Source organism: Streptomyces sp. NPDC107765, from assembly GCF_055657085.1.
In genome coordinates this window covers 218198-240427 of the sequence record NZ_JBVKBL010000007.1, presented here as the reverse complement: position 1 = coordinate 240427, position 22230 = coordinate 218198, and the positions used below count along the sequence as shown (strand labels likewise).

Annotated in this window: 22 protein-coding genes; 12 read left to right on the top strand and 10 right to left on the bottom strand. The window is 72.9% G+C overall.

Features of this window, described 5'->3' with window-relative positions; all coding sequences use genetic code 11:
- Nucleotides 1-32: 32 nt before the first annotated feature.
- From ACZ7MX_RS19320 to ACZ7MX_RS19295, 6 genes are all read left to right on the top strand, one after another.
- Nucleotides 33-1322 (top strand): NAD(P)/FAD-dependent oxidoreductase, encoded by a 1290-nt coding sequence (locus ACZ7MX_RS19320; RefSeq protein ID WP_472133974.1) that lies wholly within the window; start codon nt 33-35, stop codon nt 1320-1322.
- 142 nt (nt 1323-1464) lie between these two features.
- Nucleotides 1465-1764: a DUF6479 family protein gene (locus tag ACZ7MX_RS19315; protein ID WP_472133648.1), complete on the top strand. Its 300-nt coding sequence runs from the start codon at nt 1465-1467 to the stop codon at nt 1762-1764.
- A 62-nt stretch (nt 1765-1826) separates the two neighbouring features.
- Nucleotides 1827-2492: an HAD family hydrolase gene (locus ACZ7MX_RS19310; RefSeq protein ID WP_472133647.1), complete on the top strand. Its 666-nt coding sequence runs from the start codon at nt 1827-1829 to the stop codon at nt 2490-2492.
- A gap of 120 nt (nt 2493-2612) precedes the next feature.
- Entirely contained in the window at nt 2613-2981 is a 369-nt protein-coding gene (locus ACZ7MX_RS19305; RefSeq protein WP_472133646.1) for a low affinity iron permease family protein, read from the top strand.
- A 2-nt stretch (nt 2982-2983) separates the two neighbouring features.
- On the top strand, nt 2984-3628 hold the full coding sequence (locus ACZ7MX_RS19300; RefSeq protein WP_472133644.1) for a diguanylate cyclase: 645 nt from the start codon (nt 2984-2986) through the stop codon (nt 3626-3628).
- Complete coding sequence (locus ACZ7MX_RS19295) at nt 3625-4647, top strand: SMP-30/gluconolactonase/LRE family protein (protein ID WP_472133642.1); 1023 nt, start codon at nt 3625-3627, stop codon at nt 4645-4647. Before ACZ7MX_RS19300 ends, ACZ7MX_RS19295 begins: the two co-directional genes overlap by 4 nt.
- A 75-nt stretch (nt 4648-4722) precedes the next feature.
- Here the strand turns inward: ACZ7MX_RS19295 and ACZ7MX_RS19290 are convergent, their stop codons facing one another.
- The 5 genes from ACZ7MX_RS19290 to ACZ7MX_RS19270 form a co-directional block, all read right to left on the bottom strand.
- The gene (locus ACZ7MX_RS19290; RefSeq protein ID WP_472133640.1) at nt 4723-5139 is read right to left on the bottom strand and encodes an Asp23/Gls24 family envelope stress response protein; all 417 of its coding nucleotides are present in this window, start codon (nt 5137-5139) and stop codon (nt 4723-4725) included.
- A gap of 208 nt (nt 5140-5347) precedes the next feature.
- Nucleotides 5348-7186, bottom strand: coding sequence for a phospholipase C (locus ACZ7MX_RS19285; RefSeq protein WP_472133638.1), 1839 nt, complete (start codon nt 7184-7186; stop codon nt 5348-5350).
- Between the two features lie 157 nt (nt 7187-7343).
- A complete protein-coding gene (gene efeB, locus ACZ7MX_RS19280; RefSeq protein WP_472133636.1) occupies nt 7344-8603 on the bottom strand; it encodes an iron uptake transporter deferrochelatase/peroxidase subunit in 1260 nt (419 codons plus the stop codon).
- A 5-nt stretch (nt 8604-8608) separates the two neighbouring features.
- Nucleotides 8609-9799: an EfeM/EfeO family lipoprotein gene (locus ACZ7MX_RS19275; protein WP_472133634.1), complete on the bottom strand. Its 1191-nt coding sequence runs from the start codon at nt 9797-9799 to the stop codon at nt 8609-8611.
- A 204-nt stretch (nt 9800-10003) separates the two neighbouring features.
- Nucleotides 10004-10864, bottom strand: a complete 861-nt coding sequence (locus ACZ7MX_RS19270; RefSeq protein WP_472133633.1) for a helix-turn-helix transcriptional regulator — start codon at nt 10862-10864, stop codon at nt 10004-10006.
- 87 nt (nt 10865-10951) lie between these two features.
- Between ACZ7MX_RS19270 and ACZ7MX_RS19265 the strand changes: the two genes are divergently transcribed.
- Entirely contained in the window at nt 10952-11776 is an 825-nt protein-coding gene (locus tag ACZ7MX_RS19265) for an SDR family NAD(P)-dependent oxidoreductase (protein ID WP_472133631.1), read from the top strand.
- Nucleotides 11777-11817: 41 nt separating this feature from the next.
- Here ACZ7MX_RS19265 and ACZ7MX_RS19260 read toward each other — a convergent pair whose 3' ends face one another.
- Nucleotides 11818-12942, bottom strand: coding sequence for a Gfo/Idh/MocA family protein (locus ACZ7MX_RS19260; RefSeq protein WP_472133629.1), 1125 nt, complete (start codon nt 12940-12942; stop codon nt 11818-11820).
- Nucleotides 12943-13054: 112 nt separating this feature from the next.
- Between ACZ7MX_RS19260 and ACZ7MX_RS19255 the strand changes: the two genes are divergently transcribed.
- Together ACZ7MX_RS19255 and ACZ7MX_RS19250 are read left to right on the top strand one after the other, a co-directional pair.
- On the top strand, nt 13055-13687 hold the full coding sequence (locus tag ACZ7MX_RS19255) for a TetR/AcrR family transcriptional regulator (protein WP_472133627.1): 633 nt from the start codon (nt 13055-13057) through the stop codon (nt 13685-13687).
- A gap of 64 nt (nt 13688-13751) precedes the next feature.
- Complete coding sequence (locus ACZ7MX_RS19250; protein WP_472133625.1) at nt 13752-14453, top strand: hypothetical protein; 702 nt, start codon at nt 13752-13754, stop codon at nt 14451-14453.
- Nucleotides 14454-14634: 181 nt separating this feature from the next.
- On the opposite strand, the gene ACZ7MX_RS19245 is transcribed toward ACZ7MX_RS19250, so the two are convergent.
- Together ACZ7MX_RS19245 and ACZ7MX_RS19240 are read right to left on the bottom strand one after the other, a co-directional pair.
- Nucleotides 14635-15573 (bottom strand): sigma-70 family RNA polymerase sigma factor, encoded by a 939-nt coding sequence (locus ACZ7MX_RS19245; RefSeq protein WP_472133623.1) that lies wholly within the window; start codon nt 15571-15573, stop codon nt 14635-14637.
- Nucleotides 15574-15583: 10 nt separating this feature from the next.
- Nucleotides 15584-16774: an NAD(P)/FAD-dependent oxidoreductase gene (locus ACZ7MX_RS19240; protein ID WP_472133621.1), complete on the bottom strand. Its 1191-nt coding sequence runs from the start codon at nt 16772-16774 to the stop codon at nt 15584-15586.
- A gap of 337 nt (nt 16775-17111) precedes the next feature.
- Between ACZ7MX_RS19240 and ACZ7MX_RS19235 the strand changes: the two genes are divergently transcribed.
- Together ACZ7MX_RS19235 and ACZ7MX_RS19230 are read left to right on the top strand one after the other, a co-directional pair.
- Nucleotides 17112-17594, top strand: coding sequence for a hypothetical protein (locus ACZ7MX_RS19235; RefSeq protein WP_472133619.1), 483 nt, complete (start codon nt 17112-17114; stop codon nt 17592-17594).
- A 668-nt stretch (nt 17595-18262) separates the two neighbouring features.
- On the top strand, nt 18263-18922 hold the full coding sequence (locus tag ACZ7MX_RS19230; RefSeq protein WP_472133616.1) for a TetR/AcrR family transcriptional regulator: 660 nt from the start codon (nt 18263-18265) through the stop codon (nt 18920-18922).
- A 58-nt stretch (nt 18923-18980) separates the two neighbouring features.
- Here ACZ7MX_RS19230 and ACZ7MX_RS19225 read toward each other — a convergent pair whose 3' ends face one another.
- A complete protein-coding gene (locus ACZ7MX_RS19225) occupies nt 18981-20174 on the bottom strand; it encodes a DUF6214 family protein (RefSeq protein ID WP_472133615.1) in 1194 nt (397 codons plus the stop codon).
- 136 nt (nt 20175-20310) lie between these two features.
- Here ACZ7MX_RS19225 and ACZ7MX_RS19220 point away from each other — a divergent pair, with 136 nt between their 5' ends.
- Nucleotides 20311-21669, top strand: a complete 1359-nt coding sequence (locus tag ACZ7MX_RS19220) for an FAD-dependent oxidoreductase (protein ID WP_472133613.1) — start codon at nt 20311-20313, stop codon at nt 21667-21669.
- 63 nt (nt 21670-21732) lie between these two features.
- Here the strand turns inward: ACZ7MX_RS19220 and ACZ7MX_RS19215 are convergent, their stop codons facing one another.
- Nucleotides 21733-22104 (bottom strand): ArsR/SmtB family transcription factor, encoded by a 372-nt coding sequence (locus ACZ7MX_RS19215; protein ID WP_472133611.1) that lies wholly within the window; start codon nt 22102-22104, stop codon nt 21733-21735.
- Nucleotides 22105-22230: the final 126 nt, after the last annotated feature.

Here is a 22230-nt window from a genome sequence, read left to right as displayed (position 1 = left end):
GAGTCCACGTGCCTCGACGTCGTCCTCGGATCGTGATCGTCGGAGCCGGTTTCGCCGGCTACGAATGTGCCCGCACCCTCTCCCGGACGGCCAAGGGAGCCGCCGAGATCGTGCTGCTCAACCCCCATGACTACTTCCTCTACGTACCGCTGCTGCCGGAGGTGGCGGCCGGGATCCTGGAGCCGCGCCGGATCTCGGTGTCGCTGACCGGGACCCTGCCGGGCGTCCGGCTCGTCCTCGGGCAGGCCCACGACGTGGACCTGGACGCCCGCCGGGTGGCGTACACCGACCCGGAGGACCGGGAGGGCACGCTGGACTACGACCGGCTGGTGCTCACCGTCGGCAGCGTCAACAAGCTGCTGCCCATCCCCGGCGTCGCCGAGCACGCCCACGGCTTCCGCGGGATGCCCGAGGCGCTCTACCTGCGCGACCACATCACCCGCCAGTGCGAACTGGCCGGAGCGGCGGACGACCCGGACGAACGGGCCGCCAGGACCACCTTCGTGGTCGTCGGGGCGGGCTACACCGGCACCGAAGTCGCCGCCCACGGCGTGCTGTTCACCGATGCCCTGGCCCGGCAGAACACCGGGCTGCGGGACGGTCCGCGGCCGCGCTGGCTGCTGCTGGACATCGCCGACCGGCTGCTGCCGGAGCTCGACGAACGGCTCTCGCAGACCGCCGAGCGGGTGCTGCGCGGCCGCGGGGTGGACGTCCGTACCGGCACGTCGGTCAAGGAGGCCACCCCGGACGGGGTGCTGCTGGACGACGGCGAGTTCATCGACAGCCGCAGCCTGATCTGGTGCGTCGGCGTCCGCCCGGACCCACTGGTGGCCTCGATGGGGCTGCCCACCGACCGGGGGCGGCTGTGCGTCGACGAGTACCTGGGCGTGCCCGGCCGGCCGGAGGTGTTCGCCTGTGGTGACGCCGCGGCCGTACCGGACCTGACCCGTCCGGGCAAGGTGACGCCGATGACCGCCCAGCACGCCCAGCGGCAGGGCAAGGTCGCGGCGCGCAATGTGGCGGCGTCCTGCGGCCACGGCACGGCGCGCGCCTACGAACACCACGACCTGGGGTTCATGGTCGACCTGGGCGGGGTCCAGGCCGCCGCGAACCCGCTGCACGTGCCGCTGTCCGGTCCGCTCGCCAGTGCCGTCACCCGCGGCTACCACCTGATGGCGATGCCCGGGAACCGGGTGCGGGTGGCCGCCGACTGGCTCCTGGACGCGGTGCTGCCCCGCCAGGGCGTCCAGCTCGGCCTGGTGCGGTCCTGGTCGGTGCCACTGGACACCGAGACACCGGAGGTGGCCCGGGTACCGCGCTAGGGGCGCGCCCTGGCCACCCCGAGGCCGGTGTTCCCGGCCGTTCGTCGATGAACCGGGGTGACCTCATCAAGGCCCTCTCCGCCTGATTCCGGCGCTTGTTCGGGCAGGTGCCGGGTATCCGCCCGGAATGGAGAAGCTGACCGTGGCAACCACGCATCTGTCCGCGCACCTCGCCGCCGGGAACGGGACGAGCGGCGCCCTGCTCACGATCGTCGGGGTCCTCGTCGTCGCCCTGCTGCTCGCGGCGTTCGTCTGGGGCCGGCGCATCAGGAAGCGCGAGCCGGGCCCGCCCGACCCCGAGTCGCATCCGCGGCTGCCGCACGGAGAGCCGGTGGGCGACGTCGTGGAGCGCCGCGAGCCCGATGAGCTCCCCCGGACCGACCACCGGCGCAAGCCGCACGAGCTGAAGGGCAACGGCATCGAGTCCCGGCGCCGCGAGTAGGCACGGCCCGGCGATCGGCACATGTGGCCAGCCCCGGCCGCTCCGAAGAAGGAGGCGCACCCATGACCGCGGACCGCAGAGCCGCCCTGTTCGACATGGACGGCACCCTCGTAGACAGCACCTATCTGCACGCCGTCACCTGGTGGGAGGCGTTCCGCCAGGCCGGCCACCGGGTGCCGACGGCCGCCATCCACCGCACCGTCGGCATGGGCGCCGACCACCTCATCGGCCATCTGCTGGGCCCGGACCGGGACCGCGAGGGCGATGCCGCGATCAGCGCGGCGCACAAGACGCTCTTCGCCGAGTACTGGTCCCGGCTGGCGCCGCTGGACGGCGCCGCCGAGCTGCTGCGGGCCTGTGCCGAGCGCGGCTGGACGGTGGTCCTCGCCAGTTCGGCGGGCGGCGGCGAACTGAGCGCCATGCGCGCCGCGCTGGACGCCGAGGACGCGCTCACCGCGGTCACCGGCGCGGACGACGTGGAGTCCAGCAAACCCTCCCCCGACCTCGTCGAACAGGCGTTGGCGCAGGCCGGAACCGAGCCCGGCCGGGCGGTCTTCGTCGGGGACACGGTCTGGGACATGAAGGCCGGGGCCCGGGCCGGGGTGCCCTGCGTGGGCGTGCTCACCGGCGGCTACGGCCGCAACGAGCTGCTGGACGCCGGTGCCGAGGAGGTCTACGAAGGACCGGCCGCGCTGCTGGCCCGGCTGGAGTCGTCCCTGCTCAAGTGACCGGGCGCGGCGCTGGAGCGAGGGGAAAGCGAGGGAGAGGGGCCGGGCGGGCGAAATTGCCGGGCCGGCCGGCGGCATGGCGGTCTCCGCCCGTGGCGGCCCATCGAGTATCCAGGAGCCATGTCCCTTCGTCATCCCGTGAACCGCGGCGGCAAGGAACGGGGGCGGTTCGCCGAACTGGCCGAGAAGGCCTCGCATTTCACCAGTTCCCCGCTCTTCTTCGTGCTCTGCCTCACCCTGATCGCCCTGTTCCTCGCCGTTCACCTCGCCCATCTGTCACTGGCGTGGCAGCTGCTGGCGGGGGATGTCATGACCGCGGTGACACTGCTTCTCCTCGCCCTGCTCAAGAACTCCGAGCTGCGGGCGGAACACGCGATCCAGCGGAAACTCGACGCTCTGGCGGCCGCGCTGCTGGAATCCCGCGACGGCAAGGGCGGAAAGGCCGCGGAGGACCTGAGGAAGGCGATCCGAATGGAGGAGGAAACGTAAGCATGGACCTCAAGAAGAGCCCGGTCGTCCGGGCCTGGCGCGGCCGGCGCCGGTCCGCCGCACTCGGCGCGCCGCGCCGGCCGATGGACGTCGACGACGCCAACCGCCGGTTCCTGCTGTACGGCGTGATGCCGCTGTGGTTGGTCCCGGCGGTGGCGGACTGGGCCATGCACCGCCGTACCCGCATCGAGGACACCACCGGGGTGCGGGAATCGGCGGTGCACGCGCTGATGATGACCGAGGCCGGGGTGCCGGTCGCGATGGGCCTGCTGGCCCGGATCAACCCGCTGGTCCTGACGGTGATGGGCGGTGCCGCGCTGGCGCACGCCGCCACCGCCCTGTGGGACGTCGGCCTGGCCGACGGCGAGCGCGAGCTGCACCCGGTCGAGCAGCACATCCACAGCTTCCTGGAGGTCCTGCCGCTGACCGCGCTGGCGTTCCTGTGCACGCTCCACTCCGACCAGGCGCGGGCCACGCTGCGCGGCGGCCGCGGGCCCGACGACTGGAAGCTGCGGCCCAAGGAGAATCCGCTGTCCGCCCGCTATCTGGCCGGCCTCGGCCTCGGCATCGGCGCCTGCATCGTGCTGCCGTACGCGGAGGAGATGACCCGGTGCGTCAAGGCGGCCCGACTCCGGCGCGGCCGGTGAGCGCGGTCCAGGGGCGGCGGGCCGCGACCGGGCCGCTGCCGCTCCCGCCGGCGCGGCTCGTCGCTCCCGAGATCGACGGGCCCGAGGACGTGGTGGCCGACGCCGACGGCAGCCTCCTGGCGGGGGCCGCGGACGGCACGATCTGGCGGGTGCGGCTGCCGGAGCCGGCAGCGGGCGACCGGGCGGCGCGGTCCGCCCGGGCGGAGGTCGTGGGCCGCACCGGCGGCCGGCCGCTCGGTCTGCATCCGCTTCCCGGCGGCGAGCTGCTCGTCTGCGACGCCTACCGCGGTCTGCTGCACCTCTCGACCGGGGACGGGACGGTCCGGGTGCTGGCCGACGAGGCGGCCGGTGAGCCGCTGCGGTTCTGCAGCAACGTCACCGCGGCGCCGGACGGCACGGTCTACTTCACCGTCTCCAGCCGCCGCTACAACCTGGACGAGTGGCCGGGCGACATCCTGGAGCACCTCGGGACGGGCCGGCTGCTGCGGCTGCGGCCCGGCGGCAGGCCCGAAGTCCTGCTGTCGGGGCTGCAGTTCGCCAACGGTGTGGCGCTGGCGCCGGACGGTTCGTTCCTCCTCGTGGCCGAGACCGGAGCCCGCCGGCTGCGCCGCTACCGGCTCACCGGGCCGCGGGCCGGCCGTTCCGAGCTCCTGGCCGCGGACCTGCCGGGCTACCCCGACAACATCTCCCTCGCCGACGACGGTGTCTTCTGGGTGGCTCTCGCCGGGCCGCGCCAACCGGCCCTGGAGCTGGTGCACGCCCTCCCCCACCCGGTGCGGCGGGCGGCCTGGCGGACGATCCGGCGGGTACGCCCCGTCCCGCCGCCGCATCCGACCGTACGGGTGCTGGGCATCCGCCCGGACGGGCACCAGGTGTGGGACCTGCGGGCCGCCAGGTCGCCGTACCGGATGGTCACCGCGGTCTGCCGTACGGGCAGCCGGCTGGTCCTGGCCAGCGTCGCCCAACGCGGTATGGCGGTGTGCGCGCTGCCCGGCGCGGAGTCCCTGACCGGGCACTGAGCGGCCGCGTCGGCAGGTCGGCCGGGTGGCGTCATCGAACGGCGCCCACCCGGCACGGCTGCCGCGCGCCCGCGCCTACCGGACCCGCTCGACCGTTTCCTCCTCCTCGTCGGGGAGTTTCACATCGCTCACCGCGATGTTGACCTCCACGACTTCGAGACCGGTCATCCGCTCGACCGTGGCGATGACCTGCTCGCGGACCGCTTGGGCGACGTCCGGGATCACTTCGCCGTACTCGGCGATGATGTCGAGGTCGATGGCGGTCTGCTTCTCGCCCACCTCGACCCTGACCCCGTGCGTGCCGCCCGACCCTCCGCCGGGCACCCGCTTGCGCAGCTCGCCCACGGACCGCGCGAGCCCGCTGCCCAGGGCGTGCACGCCGACCACATCACCGGCCGCCAGGTAGGCGATCTTCGTCACCACGCCGTCGGCGATGGTCGTGCGTCCGAGGGTCCCGGCGTTCCGCGACCCGTGCTCGGTGACCTCGGTCATCCCGTTCACCCCTCGCTCCGTCGCCTGAGGTTCGTGCCGTGTGCTCCGAACGGAGCACAGCGTCGGCCCTCTCTTCACGCTAGAGCCCGGCAGATGAGGCCGCCTCTCCTCCTTTGCCGATCCGGCAACCGGAATTGTCGGCGGGTGCCCCGCCGACGCACCGGCGGCCGCGTCCCGTGGGACGCGGCCGCCGGAGTGCGCTTTCGGGTCAGGCGGCCCCGCCGGTCCGGCGGCGGCGCAGCACCAGGGCGGTGGCGGTCACCCCGCCCGCCACCACCGCGGCGCCGATCGCGGCCGGCAGCAGGGGGAAGGCGGAGTCGGTGGTCGAGGCGGTGTCCTGCACGGCCGGGCCCGGGTCGATGGTGGCCGCCATCGGGGCGATCTGCCGGACCGGGCCGACGGACCTGACCGAGCCGTCCTTGTTGAGCAGCACCTGCTTGTTGTTGGGGTGCCGGAAGTCGAACATGTTCTTCAGGGAGCCGGCCCGGCTGTCGAAGGCGGCGTCGCCGATCCGGCCGGTGTGCCAGTTGTCCTCGATGAACTTGATGACCGAGGTCTGCTCGGTGCGGGTGTGGTCGATCGTGTTGACCTTGCTGTACGGGGAGACCACCAGCAGCGGCTGCCGGGTGCCGGGGCCGCAGCGGTCCGCATAGCCGCCGGCGGCCGCGGGGCCCGCCTGGCAGGCCGGGCTGTCGGTGGCCTTGCCGTTGGAGTCGGTCGTGGTGTCCTTCGAGCCGTTGCGCGGCTTGGCGTACGCGTGGTCGTACCAGCCGTCGGAGTCGTCGTAGGCGATGACGACGGCGGTGTCCTTCCACTGCGGCGACTGCTGGATGCGGTTGATCCGGTCGACGAGGAAGTGCTGTTCGTCGATCGGGTCGGAGTAACCGGCGTGACCGTCCTGGTACTCGGGGGCCTTGACGAAGCTGACCGCGGGCAGCTTGCCCGCCTTCAGCACGGCGTCGAAGTCGGTCAGGTCGTAGTTGTGGTTGGCCGGTCCGGCGTGGCCGATCTCGTCGACGCTCTTGGGCGGCAGGTGGTGCGGGTTCGCCGTGGACCGGTAGTACTGGAACGGCGCGTGGTGCGGGCTGTAGTCGACGACCGCCGCGCCCCCGACGTTGGAGTGCGTGGTGCCGCCGCACTTCGCGTAGTGGCCGTCCTGGCCGTCCCACGCGGTGCTGGGCCGGAAGCCGCCCTGGAACCAGCCCCAGCTGACGTGCCGGGCGGTGAGCAGGTCGCCGATGTTGCGGCCCTGCATCGCGGCGAGCGCGTTCTTGCCGGTGTGGTCCTTGTTGGAGCAGTCGTCGTAGGCCGGGTCGGGGTCGCTGATGATCGTGCCGACGCCGTGCGCGTCGGGCGAGTGCACGGCGCGCGGGTCGGGCTTGTCGGTCTGCCGCGGGTGCTCCGTGCTGGAGGTCGGGTCCATGGAGACGACGCCGTGGGTCTGCCCGGAGACCAGGTTGAGGGCGCCGGGGGTGGAGGGGCCGTAAGTGGTGCTGAAGGAGCGGTCATTGAGGGCGTAGTGCTGGGCGTAGTTCCACAGCCCGGTGACGGTGTTGCCGTCGTAGTAGTCCATCACCAGTCCGGGCTCGCCGAAGAGGCCGCCGGAGCATTTGCCCGAGTCGGTGTTCTGGACGAACTGGTCGGCCTTGCCGCCGTTGTAGGCGTACTGCTCGGGCCCGTAGTCGTGGTTCTGGTCGCAGGTCATGGCCTGCTGCGGGGTCAGCCGCTTGGGGGCGTACTGATTGGGGTTGTGCTTGAGCAGACCCGCGGTGCGCAGGTTGTCGATGTCCCGGGGCGTGCGCGGGGACGGGGTGAAGCGGGTGCCGTCGGTGTTCGCGGCCTTGGGGTACGTCGCGAAGTAGTGGTCGAACGAGATGTTCTCGTCGAAGAGCACGACCACGTGCTTGATGGGGGTGGCCGTTCGGGCGGGGGTGGGTTGGTGCCCGGCGGCCCAGGACGGCGCCGTGGTGCCCAGGACGGTGAGGGCCGCGGCGCCCGCGAGGGCCCCCAGGCTCCTTATCGCCGGTCGTCTTCCCCTGCTTGCCATGCTCGTTCACCCTCCGGACGGGGTCGTGGTCGTGCTGTACGCCCGGATGCTCGGCCGGGCGGGCAGCGGCTCGGCAGAGCCATGATGACGCGCGGGTGAACACTGAGTCAGGTAAGCCGGGCCAAAGCTTGACCGGGTGTTGACCCTTTGCGACCGGTCAGGTGAGCAGGGCCCGGCCGTACCAGTCCGCGGTGTCGCGGACGCCGGGGAGGGCGTAGAAGTAGCCGCCGCCGAACGGGGTGAGGTAGTCCGTCAGCGGTTCGCCGGCGAGCCGGTGCTGCACGGCCTCGAACTGGGCGGCCAGGTCGCGCTGGTAGCAGCAGAACAGCAGGCCCATGTCCAGGTTGCCGTTGCGGTCCACGCCCTGGTCGTAGTTGTACGAACGGCGCAGGATCCGCTGGCCGTCGGTGGCCGCGGTGCGCGGGTTGGCCAGCCGGATGTGGCTGTCCAGCGGGATGACGTCACCCTTGGGGTCGCCGGGGTAGTGCGGGGTGTCGTGTTCGTGGTCGCCGTCCAGGGGCGCCCCGGTCTCACGGTTGCGGCCGAACATCCGCTCCTGTTCGGTCAGCGACACCCGGTCCCAGAACTCCACCAGCATGCGGATCAGCCGCACCACTTGGTAGCTGCCGCCGACCGCCCAGGCAGGCTCGCCGGAGTCCCGGCCGGCCCAGACCAGCCGGTCCATCTCCCGGCCGGACCCGGCGTCCGGATTGGCCGTGCCGTCCTTGAAGCCCATGAGGTTGCGGGGCGTGCCGGAGGGGCGGGGCGGGCTGCTGAAGCCGTCCATCCGCCAGCGCACCTGCATGCCGCCCCGGGTGTGCCGGGCGATGTCCCGCAGGGCGTGCAGCACGGTGTCGGTGTCGTCGGCGCACAGTTGGAGGCTCAGATCGCCGTGGCACCACTCGGGGCGGAGGTCGTCGTCGGGGAAGGTCGGCATGGCTTTCAGGCGGCGCGGCGCCCGGCCGTGCAGTCCGAACCGGTCGTCGAAGAGGGCCGCGCCCACGCCGACCGTCACCGTCAGCGCGCCGGCGGCCGGCCGCGGTCCGAGGAGGCCCGAGTCGGCGGGCGGGCCGGTGATGCCGGGGTCCGCGGGGGTGCCGCAGCCGGTCAGGGCCCGGGCCCGGGCGGTGAGGGTCCGCAGCAGCTCGGCCAGCTCCCGGCGGTCACCGGCCGTGACGTCGAACGCGGTGAAGGCCGTGACCCGGCGGGGCGGGGCGAGCACGGAGGACTGGTGCGGCCCGTGGAACGGCACCGGGGGTGCGGCCGCGGCCCCGAGCGCGGGACCGGGCACCGGCACCGTGACGCCGTTTGGCGGCGAACCCTGCGCGGGCGCCGCACCGCCGGCCGCCAGCCCGGCCCCGGCGAGGGCCGCGCCCCGCAGGAATCCCCGTCTGCCGACTCCGTTCACGCCACTCATTCCGCTCACACCGTTCTGCGCGCGTCGCACAGCGTCGCCACCGACGCCAGCCGTTCCACCAGGTCTCCCAGCACCGCGTCGGTGCGCTCCCGCTGCCGGCGGTCGAGTCGGTCCAGCGGCGTCCAGTGCCCGTCCCGCCGGAAGCCGTCGAGCAGTTCCTCAGCCCGGTCCAACTTGCGCTCCAGCGCGGGGAGTTGGGGGTAGCGGGTGACGAGCAGGGGGCGCAGCCGGGCGAGCACGGCACGGGTGCCGTCGAGGTTGGCGCGGGCGGTGGCGAGGTTGCTGCCGCTGCCGTAGTCGGTCCGCCCGGTCAGCTCGAACTGGAGGGTGTTCTCCAGGATCTCGTGGGCCCGCAGACCGAGGTCCGCCGGTTCCATCCGGGCCTCGGCCCAGTCGTCCCGCAGCGTCGTGACGGCATCGGCGAGTGCGGTGGCCGGTCCGCGCAGGGACGCGGTGGACCGGCCGTGCCACAGCCCGTACTCGATCCGGTGGAAGCCGGTGAAGGCCGGGTCCCGGACCCCGTCCGGCAGGCCGGCGGTGGTGCCGTTGATCTTCCCGTCCGCGTCGCCGAACGCCCCGTAGGCCGCGCCCAGCCGCTCGTAGGCGAGGTGCGCGGACAGCCAGGCGTCCTCGGCCGCCGCGCGGTCGCCGTCCGCCAGGGCGTCCCGCAGCCGCCCGGTCCGGCCGACGAGGCCGTCCAGGCCCCTGGCGACCCACTTCTGGTAGGCCAGCGCCGGGGGGATCAGATCATGCTCGGTGACCGGGGCCGCCGCCGGGCCGGGCGGGCCGCCGCCCGCGATCCGCACCGTCGGTCCGGTGACCGCGTGCGCGTCGTCCGGCAGGCACATGAAGGCGTACGCGCCCCGGCCCAGCCGGACCCGCAACTGGCGTGTGGTGCCGGGCCCGATGCCCTCCACCTCGCCGTGGACGGAGCCGTCGGCGGGGTTCTTGAGGTAGACCTCGGCGGCGGTGTCGGAGGTGTTGTGCAGATCGAAGACCTGGAGCCCGGGACGCGGGTGCTGCCAGCCGCGGCCGCAGCCGCCGGGCGACACCTCGATGCCGGTGTGCGGCAACCCGTCCGGCGCGGCCCGCCCCGCCTCCGCACCGTCCGCCCCGCCGGTCAGCAGCAGCCCGGCCAGCAGCCCACCGACCACGAGCACACCACCGACGGCCCTGGTCCGAGCGGTGGAACTCATGCTGCTCCTGGCCTTCGTCAATGGTCCTTGTCCCGGCCCCCGTCCCGGCGAGCTCCTGCGTCACCCGGCCGGTCTTCTCCCCACCGGACGGCGCCGGCCCCCATGCTAGGCAGCCTCCCGCCTCCGAACACCCCTTCCCCCGGACAGAGTCCGAGAGTTTCCCGGCAGTTCACCACGTGGACGCCCGCGACCGTCGTCGGCCGGTCAGCCGGAGACCTCCATGCGCTCCGTCCCGACGACCGACAGCAGCCGCATCGCCTCTTCCGACGGTGAGCCGGGGGCGGCGGTGTAGATGACGACGCGCTGGTCCCGGTCGGCGATGTCCAGGACGTCGCAGCGGACGGTCACCGGGCCGACGAGGGGGTGCGCGAAGGTCTTGCAGAGGGTGGGACGGTCGGTGACGTCGTGCGCGGCCCAGAGCCGGGCGAACTCCTCGCTGCCGGCGAGGAGTTCCTCGACCAGGCCGGTCACCTCCGGGTCGCGGGGGTAGCGGGCCGCGGCGGCCCGCAGGTGCTGGGCCGAGGTCCGGGCGAACTCGTCCGCGTCCGAGACGCCGTACAGCCGCCGGTGGTCCCGGTGGGGGCCGAGGAAGGCACGCCGGATCAGATTGCGGTCCCGGCGCGAGAGGGCGGAGAAGTCCTCCATCAGGGCGGCGGCCAGCTCGTTCCAGGCGATGACCTCGTACGTCGCCGACATCACCAGCGCCGCGGCCTCCGGCAGCCGGTGCAGCAGGTCGACGATGCTCTGCCGCACCTCCCGCGAGGGCCCCGGCGGGGGCCCGGGCGGGGCACCGGCGAGGTGGTGCAGGTGGTCGCGCTCGGCGTCCGACAGGCGCAGTGCGCGGGCGAGCTGGGCCAGCACCTCGCGGGACGGGTGCGGGGCGCGGGCCTGCTCCAGGCGTGCGTAGTACTCGGTCGAGATGAACGCCAGCTGCGCCACCTCCTCGCGGCGCAGTCCGGGGGTGCGGCGGCGCGGCCCGGCGGGCAGCCCCACGTCGGCGGGGGTGATGCGTTCGCGTCTGCTGCGCAGGAAGTCGCCCAGCTCACGTCGTACTCGTCGGTCCATCCGCCCAGTGTGCGGGGACGCCGCGACGCCCAGCCAGGTACTGCCGGTGCCTGGATGAGCGGGGCGGCCGGGCCCAGGCTCATCGGCATGGACAACACACCGATCACCACCACGCCCTCGAAGACCTCCGGACCCGCTGCGTCCCCGGAGGCCACCGGCCTGCTCGACGGCAAGGTCGCCTTCCTCACCGGTGCCGGTCGCGGCATCGGCGCGGCAGCGGCGCGGCTGTTCGCCCGGGAGGGCGCCCGGGTGCTTCTCGCGGCCCGTACGGAGAGCCAGCTCAAGGCGGTCACCGAGGAGGTCCGGGCGGCCGGCGGCACCGCGGAGTACGTGGTGTGCGACCTGGCCGACCCGGCGAGCGTCCGGAACGCCGTCGACCGGGCCGTGCAGCTGTACGGCCGGCTCGACGTGGCCTTCAACAACGGCGCGACGGACCAGCCGCCCGGCCCGATGGACCAGCTGTCGGAGGCCGATTTCGACCGTGTCTGCGCGGTCAACCTCAAGGGCCCGTGGCTGGCCATGAACGCCGAGGTCGCCGCGATCCGCGCCACCGCGCGGCGCGGGGCCATCGTCAACACCTCCAGCGTCGGCGCCCTGATGGCCAACCCCTGGCTGCCCGCCTACGGTGCGGCGAAGCGGGCGGTCAACAGCCTCACCGCCTCGGCAGCCGCCACCTACGGCCCGGAAGGCATCCGCGTCAACGCCATCGCGCCCGGTACCACGCTCACCGAGATGCTCCACGAATGGGACGAGAAGACCCCCGGCATCATCGATCAGCTCAACGCCCAAACCCCGCTGGGCCGCGCCGCCGACCCGGAGGAGATCGCCCAGGCCGCCGCCTGGCTCCTCAGCGACCGCTCCTCCTACGTCACGGGCACGGTCCTCCGGGTCGACGGCGGTATGCGGGCCTGAGCCGGCACGGCAGCCGGGCCCTGCTCGGAACGGCCGGGCCGTCAGGCCACCGTTCGGCGGGTTCCGGTCTCCGCGGAGAGCCTGATCGCGTCGAGAAGGCGGTGCAGCCGCAGTCCGGCATCGAAGTCCGGGACGGTGCGTGAGCCGGTGCGCAGGTCGCGGGCCAGCCGGGCGTAGAGCTGGGCCACCGGGAAGCCCTCCGCGGCGGAATCCATTCCCGAGGCCCACAAGTACCGCCCGGGAACGGGCAGTTCCGCGTACTCGCCGGCGCCCGGAACACCGGTGCCCAGCAGGCGCAGTTCCCCGATCTGGATACCGGCCGGCCCGTTGGCTCCGGTGGAGACCACGACAAGGTCCCCCTCCGTACCGGAGATTTCCAGCCGGGTCCGGGCATCGGTCACCTTGCCGTCGTGGACGTGGGCCGACACGACGGCACCGCTGGTGAGGGTCGCGTGCAGCAGGAGGTGATCGGGGCTCGTCGCCTCGACCGTCTCACCGGTTCCGGCGAGGGTGTGGACGGGGCGCTGGACGGACAACGTGGCCGAGAGCTTTCCGATGTCACCGAGCACGTACTGCAGGGCGTCGAGGGTGTGCCCGCCGGCGACCTCGAGCGTCCCGGCGCCGTTGTCGCGATCGAGGGTGTAGGCCGCCCAGGCGGGAATCGCCCCTCCGGGAGCCTTGCCGCGGGCCGCGTGGACGGTGGCCGAGGTGACGCGTCCGATACGGCCTTCGGCGACCAGCTCGCGGGCGTAGGCGAGCGCGGGGGCATACCGCGCCTGCAGCCCCAGCGCGTGGTGTACGCCCGCCGCGCGGGCCGACTTGGCGAGGGCCTCCGCCTCGGCGGAGGTCCGGGCCAGCGGCCACTCGCAGTACACGTGCTTGCCGGCTGCCAGCGCCGCCCCGACCAGTTCGGCGTGCGCGGGCACCTTGACGGTGATGACGACCAGGTCCACCTCGGGGTGCCCGGCGAGTTGCCCGGCGTCGGTGAAGGCGTGCGCGGCCCCGAACTGCCGTGCCGCTGCGCGGGCGCTCTCGGGTCGGCTGGTGCCGACCGCGGTGATGCGGTATTCCGGCAGGGCCAGCAAGGCCGGGACGTGCGCACGTGCGGCCCAACCCCGGTCCGGGCTGGCCCCGATGACGCCGACTCGGATCCTCTTCCGTTCCATACGGGACAGCCCCCAAAAAGCTAAACGGACAGACCTTGTCCGGTTACCGGAGAGCCTAGCCACCCGAACGCCAACCGGACAACACTGGTCCGGTTGTCGCTAGGATCGGCGCATGACCCCACCACGCGGCGCAGTGGACCGCCTGCTCGCCGAGACGCCGGGCCCCCGCCCCCGCGCCGACGCACGGCGCAACCTCGAACGCCTGGTGGAGGCGGCCCGGACCGCGGTCGCGGAGGTGGGTGTCGGCGTGTCCGCGCATGAGATCGCGCGCCGGGCCGGCGTGGGCATCGGCACCTTCTACCGGCGAATCCCCTCTCTGGAGGCGCTCCTTGAGGTCGTGCTGGAGGAGCTCCTCGACCAGATCTCGGACGCGGCCGGCCAGGCCCTCGAGGACCCGGACCCCTGGCACGGACTCTGCGCCTTCGCGACGGTCTACGTACGCCTGCGCGCGGAGAGCTGCGGCATCAGCGAGGCACTCGGCGGCGCCTCCGGAGACGCCCTCGCCCAGCGCATCGAGGACCTGCGGGAAGGGATGCGGGCCCTGGTGGAACGCGCCCAGGCAACCGGCGCCGTACGAACGGACCTCGCCTGGCAGGACGTCCCGTTCCTGTTCGCCGCTGCCGCGACCACCCGGCGAACTCTGGGCCTCGACGCGAGCGATCAGCAGTGGGAACGCAATCTCCGCGTCATTCTCGACGGCCTCCGCCCCGCACCTTCCGGCCTGAGCCGGGGTCGGCCCGCCTGACCTGCCACTACGCAGGTCGTGACGGCAACCCCGGCCAGACCCCACCCGAGGTGACTACTCGTGGGTGTACTCGACCGCCGTGTACGGGCCCGACCCCAAGGTGGCGCAGCGCCTGCACGCGCGGGAGCTGGAGCCCGGTGACGTGTTCGTCGCCACCCCGCTGGAACCCCTCGCGGCGAACCTTCTGGACCTGATGACGAAGAACGCCAAGCCTGACGACACGCAGACCAACGAGAAGGCCGTCGAGGCGCTGCACGAGGCGAATTCCCGCGGGCAGCTGCCCTTGCCGATGTCCATCGCCGCCTCGGGGCGTCTGGCGAACCCGCAGGACCTGGCCGACAGCCTTTCCACCACTGACAAGATCGGCGGGGTCCGCGTGCTTCAGCAGGTCGCGCACCTGCTGAAGACCGACCCGAAAGCGCGCGTGTGGTTCGACGGCGGATACCAGGCCGGCGACGGGCAGACGTACAAGTCCGACTACCTCTTCACCAGCAGCCGCGACGGGCAGGAGGTCCGGCGGGCCTTCCAGGTCAAGACCATCGAGGCGTGGAAGCAGTTGTGGCCGCGGATGGCCGAAGCCACCAGGCAGCTCAACGGTGAGAAGCGGGTCCTGCGGCACAAGAACTACGCGCAGGCCCGGCAGAACCTGTGCATGGAGAACGGCGCGCTCGGCCTCGGCCGGCTGGTCATCGTCAACTCGACCGGTACCCACGAAGGGACCGATCTGAGCAAGCTCGACATGCACTGCCCCTCACCGGGACGTTGATCCGCGATCTGCTGCGGCAGTGCCGAGCGGGCGGGTGAGTTGGCCCTCGGTGATCCCCACTGCACGGCCGAGGCTGATGCGGGAGACCGACGTGCTTCGTCCCCCGTGCTGCGGTGCAGCGCGGGGGACGAAGGGGGCCGTCCTCGCTCCGGCTCAGGTCACTGGATTCCGGTGCCTTGGGTCACCATGCGTCGATGACCGGCGCGTCGGGATCGTGCTGCCGCCAGGCCTCGTTGAGGCGAGTGAGCCGGTGCGCGGCGCCGATGCCGCGCAGGGACGCGACCTTGCCGTCGCTGACTTCGAACGCCACGGCGCCCACGACCCGGTCGTCGACCACGGCGACGACGGCCGGGGAGCCGTTGACCAGCGCGATGTGCAGCGCGGTGGAGCCGCCGGCCAGCCGCCGCTTCGCCGGAGTGGGCTTGAAGCCGGCCCGCACGTAGGAGGCGATGCGCTCGCGCGTCTTGTACCGCAGCAGCCGCTTGGCCAGTCCGGCGCCGTCCGAGACCGCGGTCGCGTCGGCGGTGAGCATCGCCACCAGCCGTTCGGTGCGTCCCGATATGGCGGCGGTGAGGAATTCCTGGACGATCCGGCGCGTGGACGCGGGGTCCACCTCGTTGCCGCCGCGGCGCTCGGCGGTGACCCGGCGTCGGGCCCGGTGGACATGCTGCTGGCTCGCGGACTCGGTGATGTCGAGGATGCCGGCGATCTCGGCGTGGGGGTAGGAGAAGGCCTCGCGCAGGACGTAGGCGGCCCGCTCGACGGGTGAGAGGCGCTCCATGAGGGTCAGTACGGCCAAGGACACCGATTCGCGCTGCTCGAAGGTGTCGGCCGGGTCGAGCATCGGGTCGCCCTCGAGGAGTGGCTCGGGCAGCCAGTCTCCGACAGCGCGCTCGTGCCGCGCCTGCGCCGAACGGAGCCGGTCGAGGCAGAGATTGGTGACGACCTTGGTCAGCCACGCCTCCGGCACCTCGATGCGTTCGCGGTCTGCGGCCTGCCAGCGCAGGAAGGTGTCCTGCACGGCATCCTCGGCGTCGGCGGCCGAGCCGAGCAGACGGTACGCGAGCGAGGCCAGCCGGCCCCGGCTGGCCTCGAACCGATCGATGGCTGTGCTGTCCATGCGGAGGAGCCTATGCGGCGACCCTCACACCGACCCGGTCGGGCCCGGTGGCCAGGCGGCGCCTGCGCTTGGGCATGCCGAAGGTCGGGTGGGCGACGCTCCACCCGGACCCCTTGAGCACGCCCGACTTGAAGCGTACGGCGGTCCGGCCGCCCAGGTACCAGGACTTCGAGCGGACGTCCTCGCCCACCATCTGGACGATGGCGTCCCGCCGCCCGAGGCTGATGTGGTTGCCGTAGTACTTCAGCCCGGTGGTCGGTACCTTGCTGCCCGTCAGACGCGCGATGATCGCGGCGGTCGCCTGCATGCCGGTGAAGCCGGCCGAGGCGCAGGACATCGGCAGCGGCCGGCCGTTGTCGCCGATCGCGTAGGCGCAGTCACCGGCGGCGTAGACGTCCGGGTGCGAGACCGAGCGCATGGTGCGGTCGACGACGATCTGGCCGGTGTCGGCAACCTCCAGGCCGCTGGCGGCCGCGATGGGGTGCACGGCGAATCCGGCCGCCCACACCGTCACGTCGGCCGGGATGGACGTACCGTCGGCGGCGATCGCCTGTGTCGGCTCGACCGCTTCGATTCCGGTGTGCTCGTGGAGGGTGATGCCGAGCCGGTCGAAAGCCTGGCGCAGGTGGCGGCGGGCCTTCGGGGAGAGCCAGGCGCCCAGCTCGCCGCGGGCGGCGAGCGCCACCGAGAGGTCGGGGCGGGACTCGGCGAACTCGGTGGCGGTCTCGATGCCGGTCAGCCCCTCACCGACGACCAGCACGGTGCCGCCCTCGCCCAGGCCGGCCAGCCGCTCGCGCAGACGCAGCGCCGAGGGCCGACCGGTCACATCGAAGGCGTACTCGGCCACGCCGGGGACGCCACGATGGGCGACGGAGCTGCCGAGCGCGTAGAAAAGCGTGTCGTAGGCGAGCTCCCCGTCGCCCTGCTCGCCGGTCACCGCCACGGTCCTGCGCTCGGGATCGACACCGGTGACGCGCGCCAGGCGCAGCCGCACCCCGGTGCCTGCGAATACGTCGGCGAGCTTGCGGGCCGCGAAGTCCTGGCCGATGGCGAGCTGGTGGAGCCGCATCCGCTCGACGAAGTCGGGCTCAGCGTTGACGACGGTGATCTCGGTGTCGGCGGGCGAGAGCCGGCGGGCCAGGTTTCCGGCGGCGAAGGCGCCGGCGTATCCCGCGCCGAGTACGACGATGCGGTGCTTCATGGCGTTGCTCCTGTCTTGTTCGCGTGCCCCATGAACGAGACCGCGCACCGATTGCTGACAGGATCCGGATGTGACGCCGGTCACCGAACTCGGTCGACCGACCACGGACACGCGGACATCCGGGTGAGCGGGCGTGTGACTTCCTTGCCGCGCCGCTATGCCCCTCTTGATGTCGGGACCGGGCCGGCCCCGACAGCGCGTTGGGTCGGCGTGGCCTCGACCAGCGCCGCGGCAGGCAACGTTCGCCCTGCCAGGGGGCGGGCTATCCTCAGGCCGGTCAACCGCGTTCCTTCGCAGGAGGTTTGAGTCCCTGATGACTGTGCCGTCTCGTGGCTCGATGCTGGAGCTGCTCTCGGCGGACGGCCCGGATCCGGACCACGCCGAGGCGATGATGCTCTACGGCCGACTGGTCGGAACGTGGAACATCAGCAACCGGTACCGGTTTGGTGATGGTCAGTGGCGTAGCGCAGCGGGTGAGTGGCGTTTCGGCTGGGCCCTGGGCGGGCGGGTGGTGCAGGATGTGCTCTTCTGCCCGGAGTTCCACGATCGGTATCCCGGCACCACTGTCCGCATGTACGACGTCACGACCGGGCTGTGGCAGATCACGTGGATCTCGCCGAAGCTCCCCTCGTACTTCTCCCAGGTCGGTCGGTCTGACGGTGCCGGTGGGATGATCCAGGAGGGAACCGACTCCGAGGGCAGGCGCTCGCGGTGGACGTTCACCGACGTCACGCCGACCTCTTTCCGTTGGCAGGGTTTCCGTGCCGCCCCCGATGGCGAGTTCGAGTTGTTCCAGGAGATGCACGCGACACGCCGGTAGTGCGGCAGCCGCCACGCGGTGGCGTGGCCTGGGCAGGCTGCATGACGTCGCCGGTGTACTCGAACTCTGCCGCGCCTTCGTAGGTGGAGGCGAAGGGGAACTCGTCGCAGTCTTTGGTGTTGTTCTCCGAGTACCGGGGGCCGACGGGGTCCGCTTCACGAGAAGCCGGAGCGGCGTGAGGCGTGCGCCGCGAGACCGAGAGCCCCATGCACACCTGGGCACGCCGGACCACCCGGTGCAGCTCGGTAGGGACTGGCTTCTCCGCTTCTGGGGCGGCGTAGCAAGCCAGGGTCCGAGTCGCCGCACGGACTTGCGCGCGGCCGTCCTCGAAGGCGTTCAGAGGCACGCCCATGCGAAGGCATGCCGGTGAGTGTCGGACCCTGAAGAAGAGCTGACGCCACATCAGGTAAGTCAGCGAAGAGTCAGCATGAGTATGATCCGAGAAGCTCAGAGGTGACGAAACCTGCACGCCGACGTGAGCCGGGGTTAGCCCTCCTGACCTGCTAAAAGCAGGTTGCGGGGCAGACCCCGACCCAACGCCCACCCGATTCGGGCGATCCCCCGCGTCGCCCGAATCAGGCCGCTCTCCGGATTCCGCCCGAGCCGACGGACTTCCGGTGGCTGCCTGAGTATATTGGCTCTCAGCCAGTCAACGCAGGAGTTACAGCATGTCTCCCCGCAGCGCATCGGTCAATGAAGAATTGCGGCGGCGCTCCCGCGAGCGGCTGTTGCAAGCGACGGTTGATCTGGTAGGGGAGCGCGGGTACGAGGCGACGACGCTCGGGGACATCGCCCAGCGGGCCGGCGCGGCGCGCGGGCTGATCTCGTATTACTTCCCGGGCAAGCGACAGCTGCTGCAGTCCGCGGTGCACCGGCTGATGCACCTCACCCTGCAGGCGGCGCTGGAGCGCGAGCCACGGCCCACCGGGCCGGGCGCGGGACGGGAACTGCTGGCCCGGGCCATCGACGCGATCCTCGGACTGGCGCACGACCGGGCGCTGCTGATGCGTACGCACATGGCGGGGATCCTGACGGCCGAGGGGTTCATCCAGTGCCCCGAGCAGCAGCGGCTGGCGCAGTTGCTGCGGGAGACGGTCGTGGCGTACGGCTCCGCGGACCCGGACACCGACTATCCGCTGCTGCGGGCCCTGCTGATGGGCGCGGTGGTGCCGATGCTGCTGCCGGGGGCCCCGATGCCGCGGGCCCGGCTGCGGGCCGAGCTGTTCCAGCGGTACGGGCTGGACTGGGCGCTGGGGGTACCACCGGGCGAGGAGCCCGCCGCGGTGACCCGGCCGCGCGACAACTCACCGCAGTTGGCGGGGGGTTGAGGCGGTCGCTCGTGGGTTGGGCTGGAGGTTCTCGTATCGTCGGGAGGCGGCGGCCGTCTCAGCGCTTGTTGTGACGTGGTGTCAAGAGCCCCTCGTCGCGGGCGCCGGCGATCAGGCGCAGTGAGCGCCGGCGGTTGCGTCCGGTGGCCAGCATGACGGCCAGCACCGGGTCGCGCCCCTCGCGCTGGGCCTGCCGGTAGGCGTCCGCGGCGAGCTTGCGGCGCTCGGCGACCCGTTTCCGGGCGAGCGGCGCCGAGCGGGTGCGCGCCTCCTTTGCCTCCCCCTCGGCCGCGTCCCCTTCCGTCGTGTCCCCCTGCTTCGGGTCCCCCTGCGTCGTCACCTCGCCCGTTTTTCCTGCGACCCGCTCCGCCGCCTCGGCGCGGTCGTCCGCCTCGGCCCGCTCCTGCACGTCGGTCTCGACCTCGGGCGCCGTCTCCGCCCGGGCGCGCTCAGCGCCCTCGGCATCCGCCGCCTCCGCCCCGCCGTCCGCGTCCGCTGTGGCGCCGGACGGCTGCCCGTCGAGCGGCTGGGGCGGTTCGGTGAGCCCGGCCGTCGCACCGGTGACCCGGGCCGGGCCCGTCGTCGACCCCGTAGGCGCCGTCGGACCCTCGGCCGGCCGTTCCACCGCCGGACCTGTCAGCGAGGTGTCCGGCACGACGGCGGTCCGGCCGGCCGGCGGAGTGTCTGCCGCGCCGGCCGTCGGGCCGGTCGCCGAGGTGCCCTCCGCGGCGGCGGTCGGTCCGTGGGCCGGGTCGGGCGACGGCTCCTGGGGCGGGCCGGCCGGTGTGCTCGGTGCCGGGCCGGTCGTGGGTGCGCCCGCCGGGCGCACCATCCGCTCCGGTGATCCGGCGGCCGGGCCGGGCTGGCGGGGTGTCGGGCGGTGCTTCCGCGGGCGTCCGGTGGCCGCCCGGAAGGCGTCGTCCAGGGGGCCGTCGATCCAGCGGGCCAGGTCGGCGAGGCCGTCCAGGGTGAGCGGCGGATCGGCCCGGACGTCCTCGACGGTGATGTGGTCGTCGGAGACCGTCACGAGGACGTCGATGCGGGCGCCGTCGGCGAAGGTCAGCCGGGCGCTGCACCAGGGGCCCAGCGGGTCGGGCCGGGGTGCGGGCGGGCCGGCCGGCCCGCCCGGTGCGGCGGGCGTGCGCGCGGGCGCGGCCGAGCCGTGCGCCTGCAGCTCCCACGTGGGCCACTCCCGTGGCGCGCCCTGGGCTTCATATCGGTGATTAACGGTATAAAAGTCACTTTCCGACACATTGAAAACCTAGCCTCCAGCCCACCCGGCCCAGTAGCGCGGCACGCTCATCCCACCGGGAGCAACCCCGATAGCGCATCTCCCGTCGCGCGCCCGCCGGTGCGATCCTGGGGTTATCCCGCGGAAGGGGCCACTCGTGCTTCGTGTCGCAGTGATCGGTTCGGGACCCAGCGGCGTCTACACCGCCCAGTCCCTCATCGAGCAGGAGGCCGTGCCGGACATCGAGGTCTACGTCCTGGACCGGCTGCCGTGCCCGTACGGCCTGGTGCGCTACGGAGTCGCCCCCGACCACGAGAAGATCAAATCGCTGCAGAACAACCTGCGTACGGTGCTGGAGCACCCGCGGGTGCACTTCGTGGGGAATGTGGAGGCGGGGGCTCCGGGGCTGGGGGTCGAGGAGCTGCGGGAGATCTTCGACGCGGTGGTGTTCTGCGTGGGCGCGGCCACCGACCGGCATCTGGGCATCCCCGGCGAGGACCTGCCCGGCAGCCACCCGGCGACCGATTTCGTCGCCTGGTACAGCGCGCACCCGGACGCGGCCGCGACCCGCTTCGCCCTCACGGCGCGGTCGGCCGTCGTGATCGGGGTGGGGAACGTGGCGGTGGACGTGACGCGGATGCTCTCGCGGGCGGCCGCCGAGCTGGCCGCCACCGACATGCCGCAGGATCCGCTGGGCGCGCTCGCGGACAGCCGGGTCGAGGACGTGTGGATGGTGGGCCGACGCGGGCCGTCCCAGGCCAAGTTCACGACCAAGGAGCTGCGCGAGCTGGGGTCGCTGCCGGGCACCGAGGTGCTGGTGCGGCCGGAGGAGCTGGCGCTGGATCCGGCGTACCACGACCCGGCCGGCCTGCCGGCGGTGGCCCGGCGCAACGTCGAGGTGCTGCGGGGCTGGGCGGAGCAGCCGGCCGGCGGCGCTCCGGTGGGCCGGCGGCGCCGGATCCATCTGCGGTTCTTCCTGCGTCCGGTGGAGATCCTCGGGGACGCCGGCGGGGTGCGGGCCGTCCGGTTCGAGCGGACCGCGCCCGACGGGTCGGGCGGGGTCACCGGGACGGGCCGATTCGAGGAGATCGAGGGGCAGTTGGTGCTGCGCTCGGTCGGCTACCGGGGGACGCCGCAGCCGGGGCTGCCGTTCGACGAGGCGACCGGGACGGTGCCGCACAGCGCGGGACGGGTGCTGCGGGACGGGGTGCCGCTGCCCGGCGTCTATGTGGCGGGCTGGATCAAGCGGGGCCCTACGGGCGTGATCGGCACGAACCGGCCGTGCGCCAAGGAGACCGCGCGGTCGCTGCTGGCGGACGCGGCCGCATCGGCGGGGCGGGCGACGGCGGGGGACCCGGTGGCCGCGCTGGCCCGGGCGGGGCAGCGGCCGGTCCTGTGGCCGGGCTGGCTCGCCATCGAGGCCGCCGAGGCGGCCTGGGGCCAGGGGCTGGGGCGCGGCACGGTCAAACTGCCGGACTGGGCGGGCTTGTTGGAGGCCGCCCGGGCGGCGACCTGACCTGCCAGGAGGGGGCGGGGCGGCGCGGGACGGCGCAGCGGAGATGCGCCACCGCCGGTGGACCTACCGGTCCCCGAGCCGGCGGGACTGGAGGTCGGCCGCCCGCAGGACGTCGTCGATCAGGCCGGGGAAGAGCGCTTCCAGGTCGGCCGCGCGCAGCCGGTTCATCTTGGCCGTACCCCGGTAGAACTGCTGGATCACGCCGTGTTCCCGCAGCACCCGGAAGTGGTGCGTACAGGTCGACTTGCTGACCGGGAGCTCGATGTCCGCGCAGTTCAGTTCACCCTCGGCGGCGGCGAGCGTACAGACGATCCGCAGGCGCATGGGGTCGGCGAGGGCGTGCAGGACGTCGGCGAGCCGGATCTCCTCGCGGGCCGGGTGCGCGAGCGTGCGCGATCCCGGTACGGCACCCGGGGAAGTCGTATCGGTCGGCATGACGGCTCCTGTGGGGTCTGCGGGCCCGCGCTGACGGGTTCCGGGGACCTGGCGCCCGGTCCGCAGGCTCATTGTACGAGAAGCGTCGTAGTTTGACACCTGCCGTAGTACGGCGGTTATCGTACG

What these genes read in the sequence shown, in the direction of transcription:
- ACZ7MX_RS19310 (WP_472133647.1), top strand. Translation starts at nt 1,827, where the DNA reads ATGACCGCGGACCGCAGAGCCGCCCTGTTCGACATGGACGGCACCCTC.
- ACZ7MX_RS19305 (WP_472133646.1), top strand. Translation starts at nt 2,613, where the DNA reads ATGTCCCTTCGTCATCCCGTGAACCGCGGCGGCAAGGAACGGGGGCGG.
- ACZ7MX_RS19300 (WP_472133644.1), top strand. Translation starts at nt 2,984, where the DNA reads ATGGACCTCAAGAAGAGCCCGGTCGTCCGGGCCTGGCGCGGCCGGCGC.
- ACZ7MX_RS19290 (WP_472133640.1), bottom strand. Translation starts at nt 5,139, where the DNA reads ATGACCGAGGTCACCGAGCACGGGTCGCGGAACGCCGGGACCCTCGGA.
- ACZ7MX_RS19285 (WP_472133638.1), bottom strand. Translation starts at nt 7,186, where the DNA reads ATGGCAAGCAGGGGAAGACGACCGGCGATAAGGAGCCTGGGGGCCCTC.
- efeB (WP_472133636.1), bottom strand. Translation starts at nt 8,603, where the DNA reads ATGAGTGGCGTGAACGGAGTCGGCAGACGGGGATTCCTGCGGGGCGCG.
- ACZ7MX_RS19275 (WP_472133634.1), bottom strand. Translation starts at nt 9,799, where the DNA reads ATGAGTTCCACCGCTCGGACCAGGGCCGTCGGTGGTGTGCTCGTGGTC.
- ACZ7MX_RS19270 (WP_472133633.1), bottom strand. Translation starts at nt 10,864, where the DNA reads ATGGACCGACGAGTACGACGTGAGCTGGGCGACTTCCTGCGCAGCAGA.
- ACZ7MX_RS19265 (WP_472133631.1), top strand. Translation starts at nt 10,952, where the DNA reads ATGGACAACACACCGATCACCACCACGCCCTCGAAGACCTCCGGACCC.
- ACZ7MX_RS19260 (WP_472133629.1), bottom strand. Translation starts at nt 12,942, where the DNA reads ATGGAACGGAAGAGGATCCGAGTCGGCGTCATCGGGGCCAGCCCGGAC.
- ACZ7MX_RS19255 (WP_472133627.1), top strand. Translation starts at nt 13,055, where the DNA reads ATGACCCCACCACGCGGCGCAGTGGACCGCCTGCTCGCCGAGACGCCG.
- ACZ7MX_RS19245 (WP_472133623.1), bottom strand. Translation starts at nt 15,573, where the DNA reads ATGGACAGCACAGCCATCGATCGGTTCGAGGCCAGCCGGGGCCGGCTG.
- ACZ7MX_RS19240 (WP_472133621.1), bottom strand. Translation starts at nt 16,774, where the DNA reads ATGAAGCACCGCATCGTCGTACTCGGCGCGGGATACGCCGGCGCCTTC.
- ACZ7MX_RS19235 (WP_472133619.1), top strand. Translation starts at nt 17,112, where the DNA reads ATGCTGGAGCTGCTCTCGGCGGACGGCCCGGATCCGGACCACGCCGAG.
- ACZ7MX_RS19230 (WP_472133616.1), top strand. Translation starts at nt 18,263, where the DNA reads ATGTCTCCCCGCAGCGCATCGGTCAATGAAGAATTGCGGCGGCGCTCC.
- ACZ7MX_RS19215 (WP_472133611.1), bottom strand. Translation starts at nt 22,104, where the DNA reads ATGCCGACCGATACGACTTCCCCGGGTGCCGTACCGGGATCGCGCACG.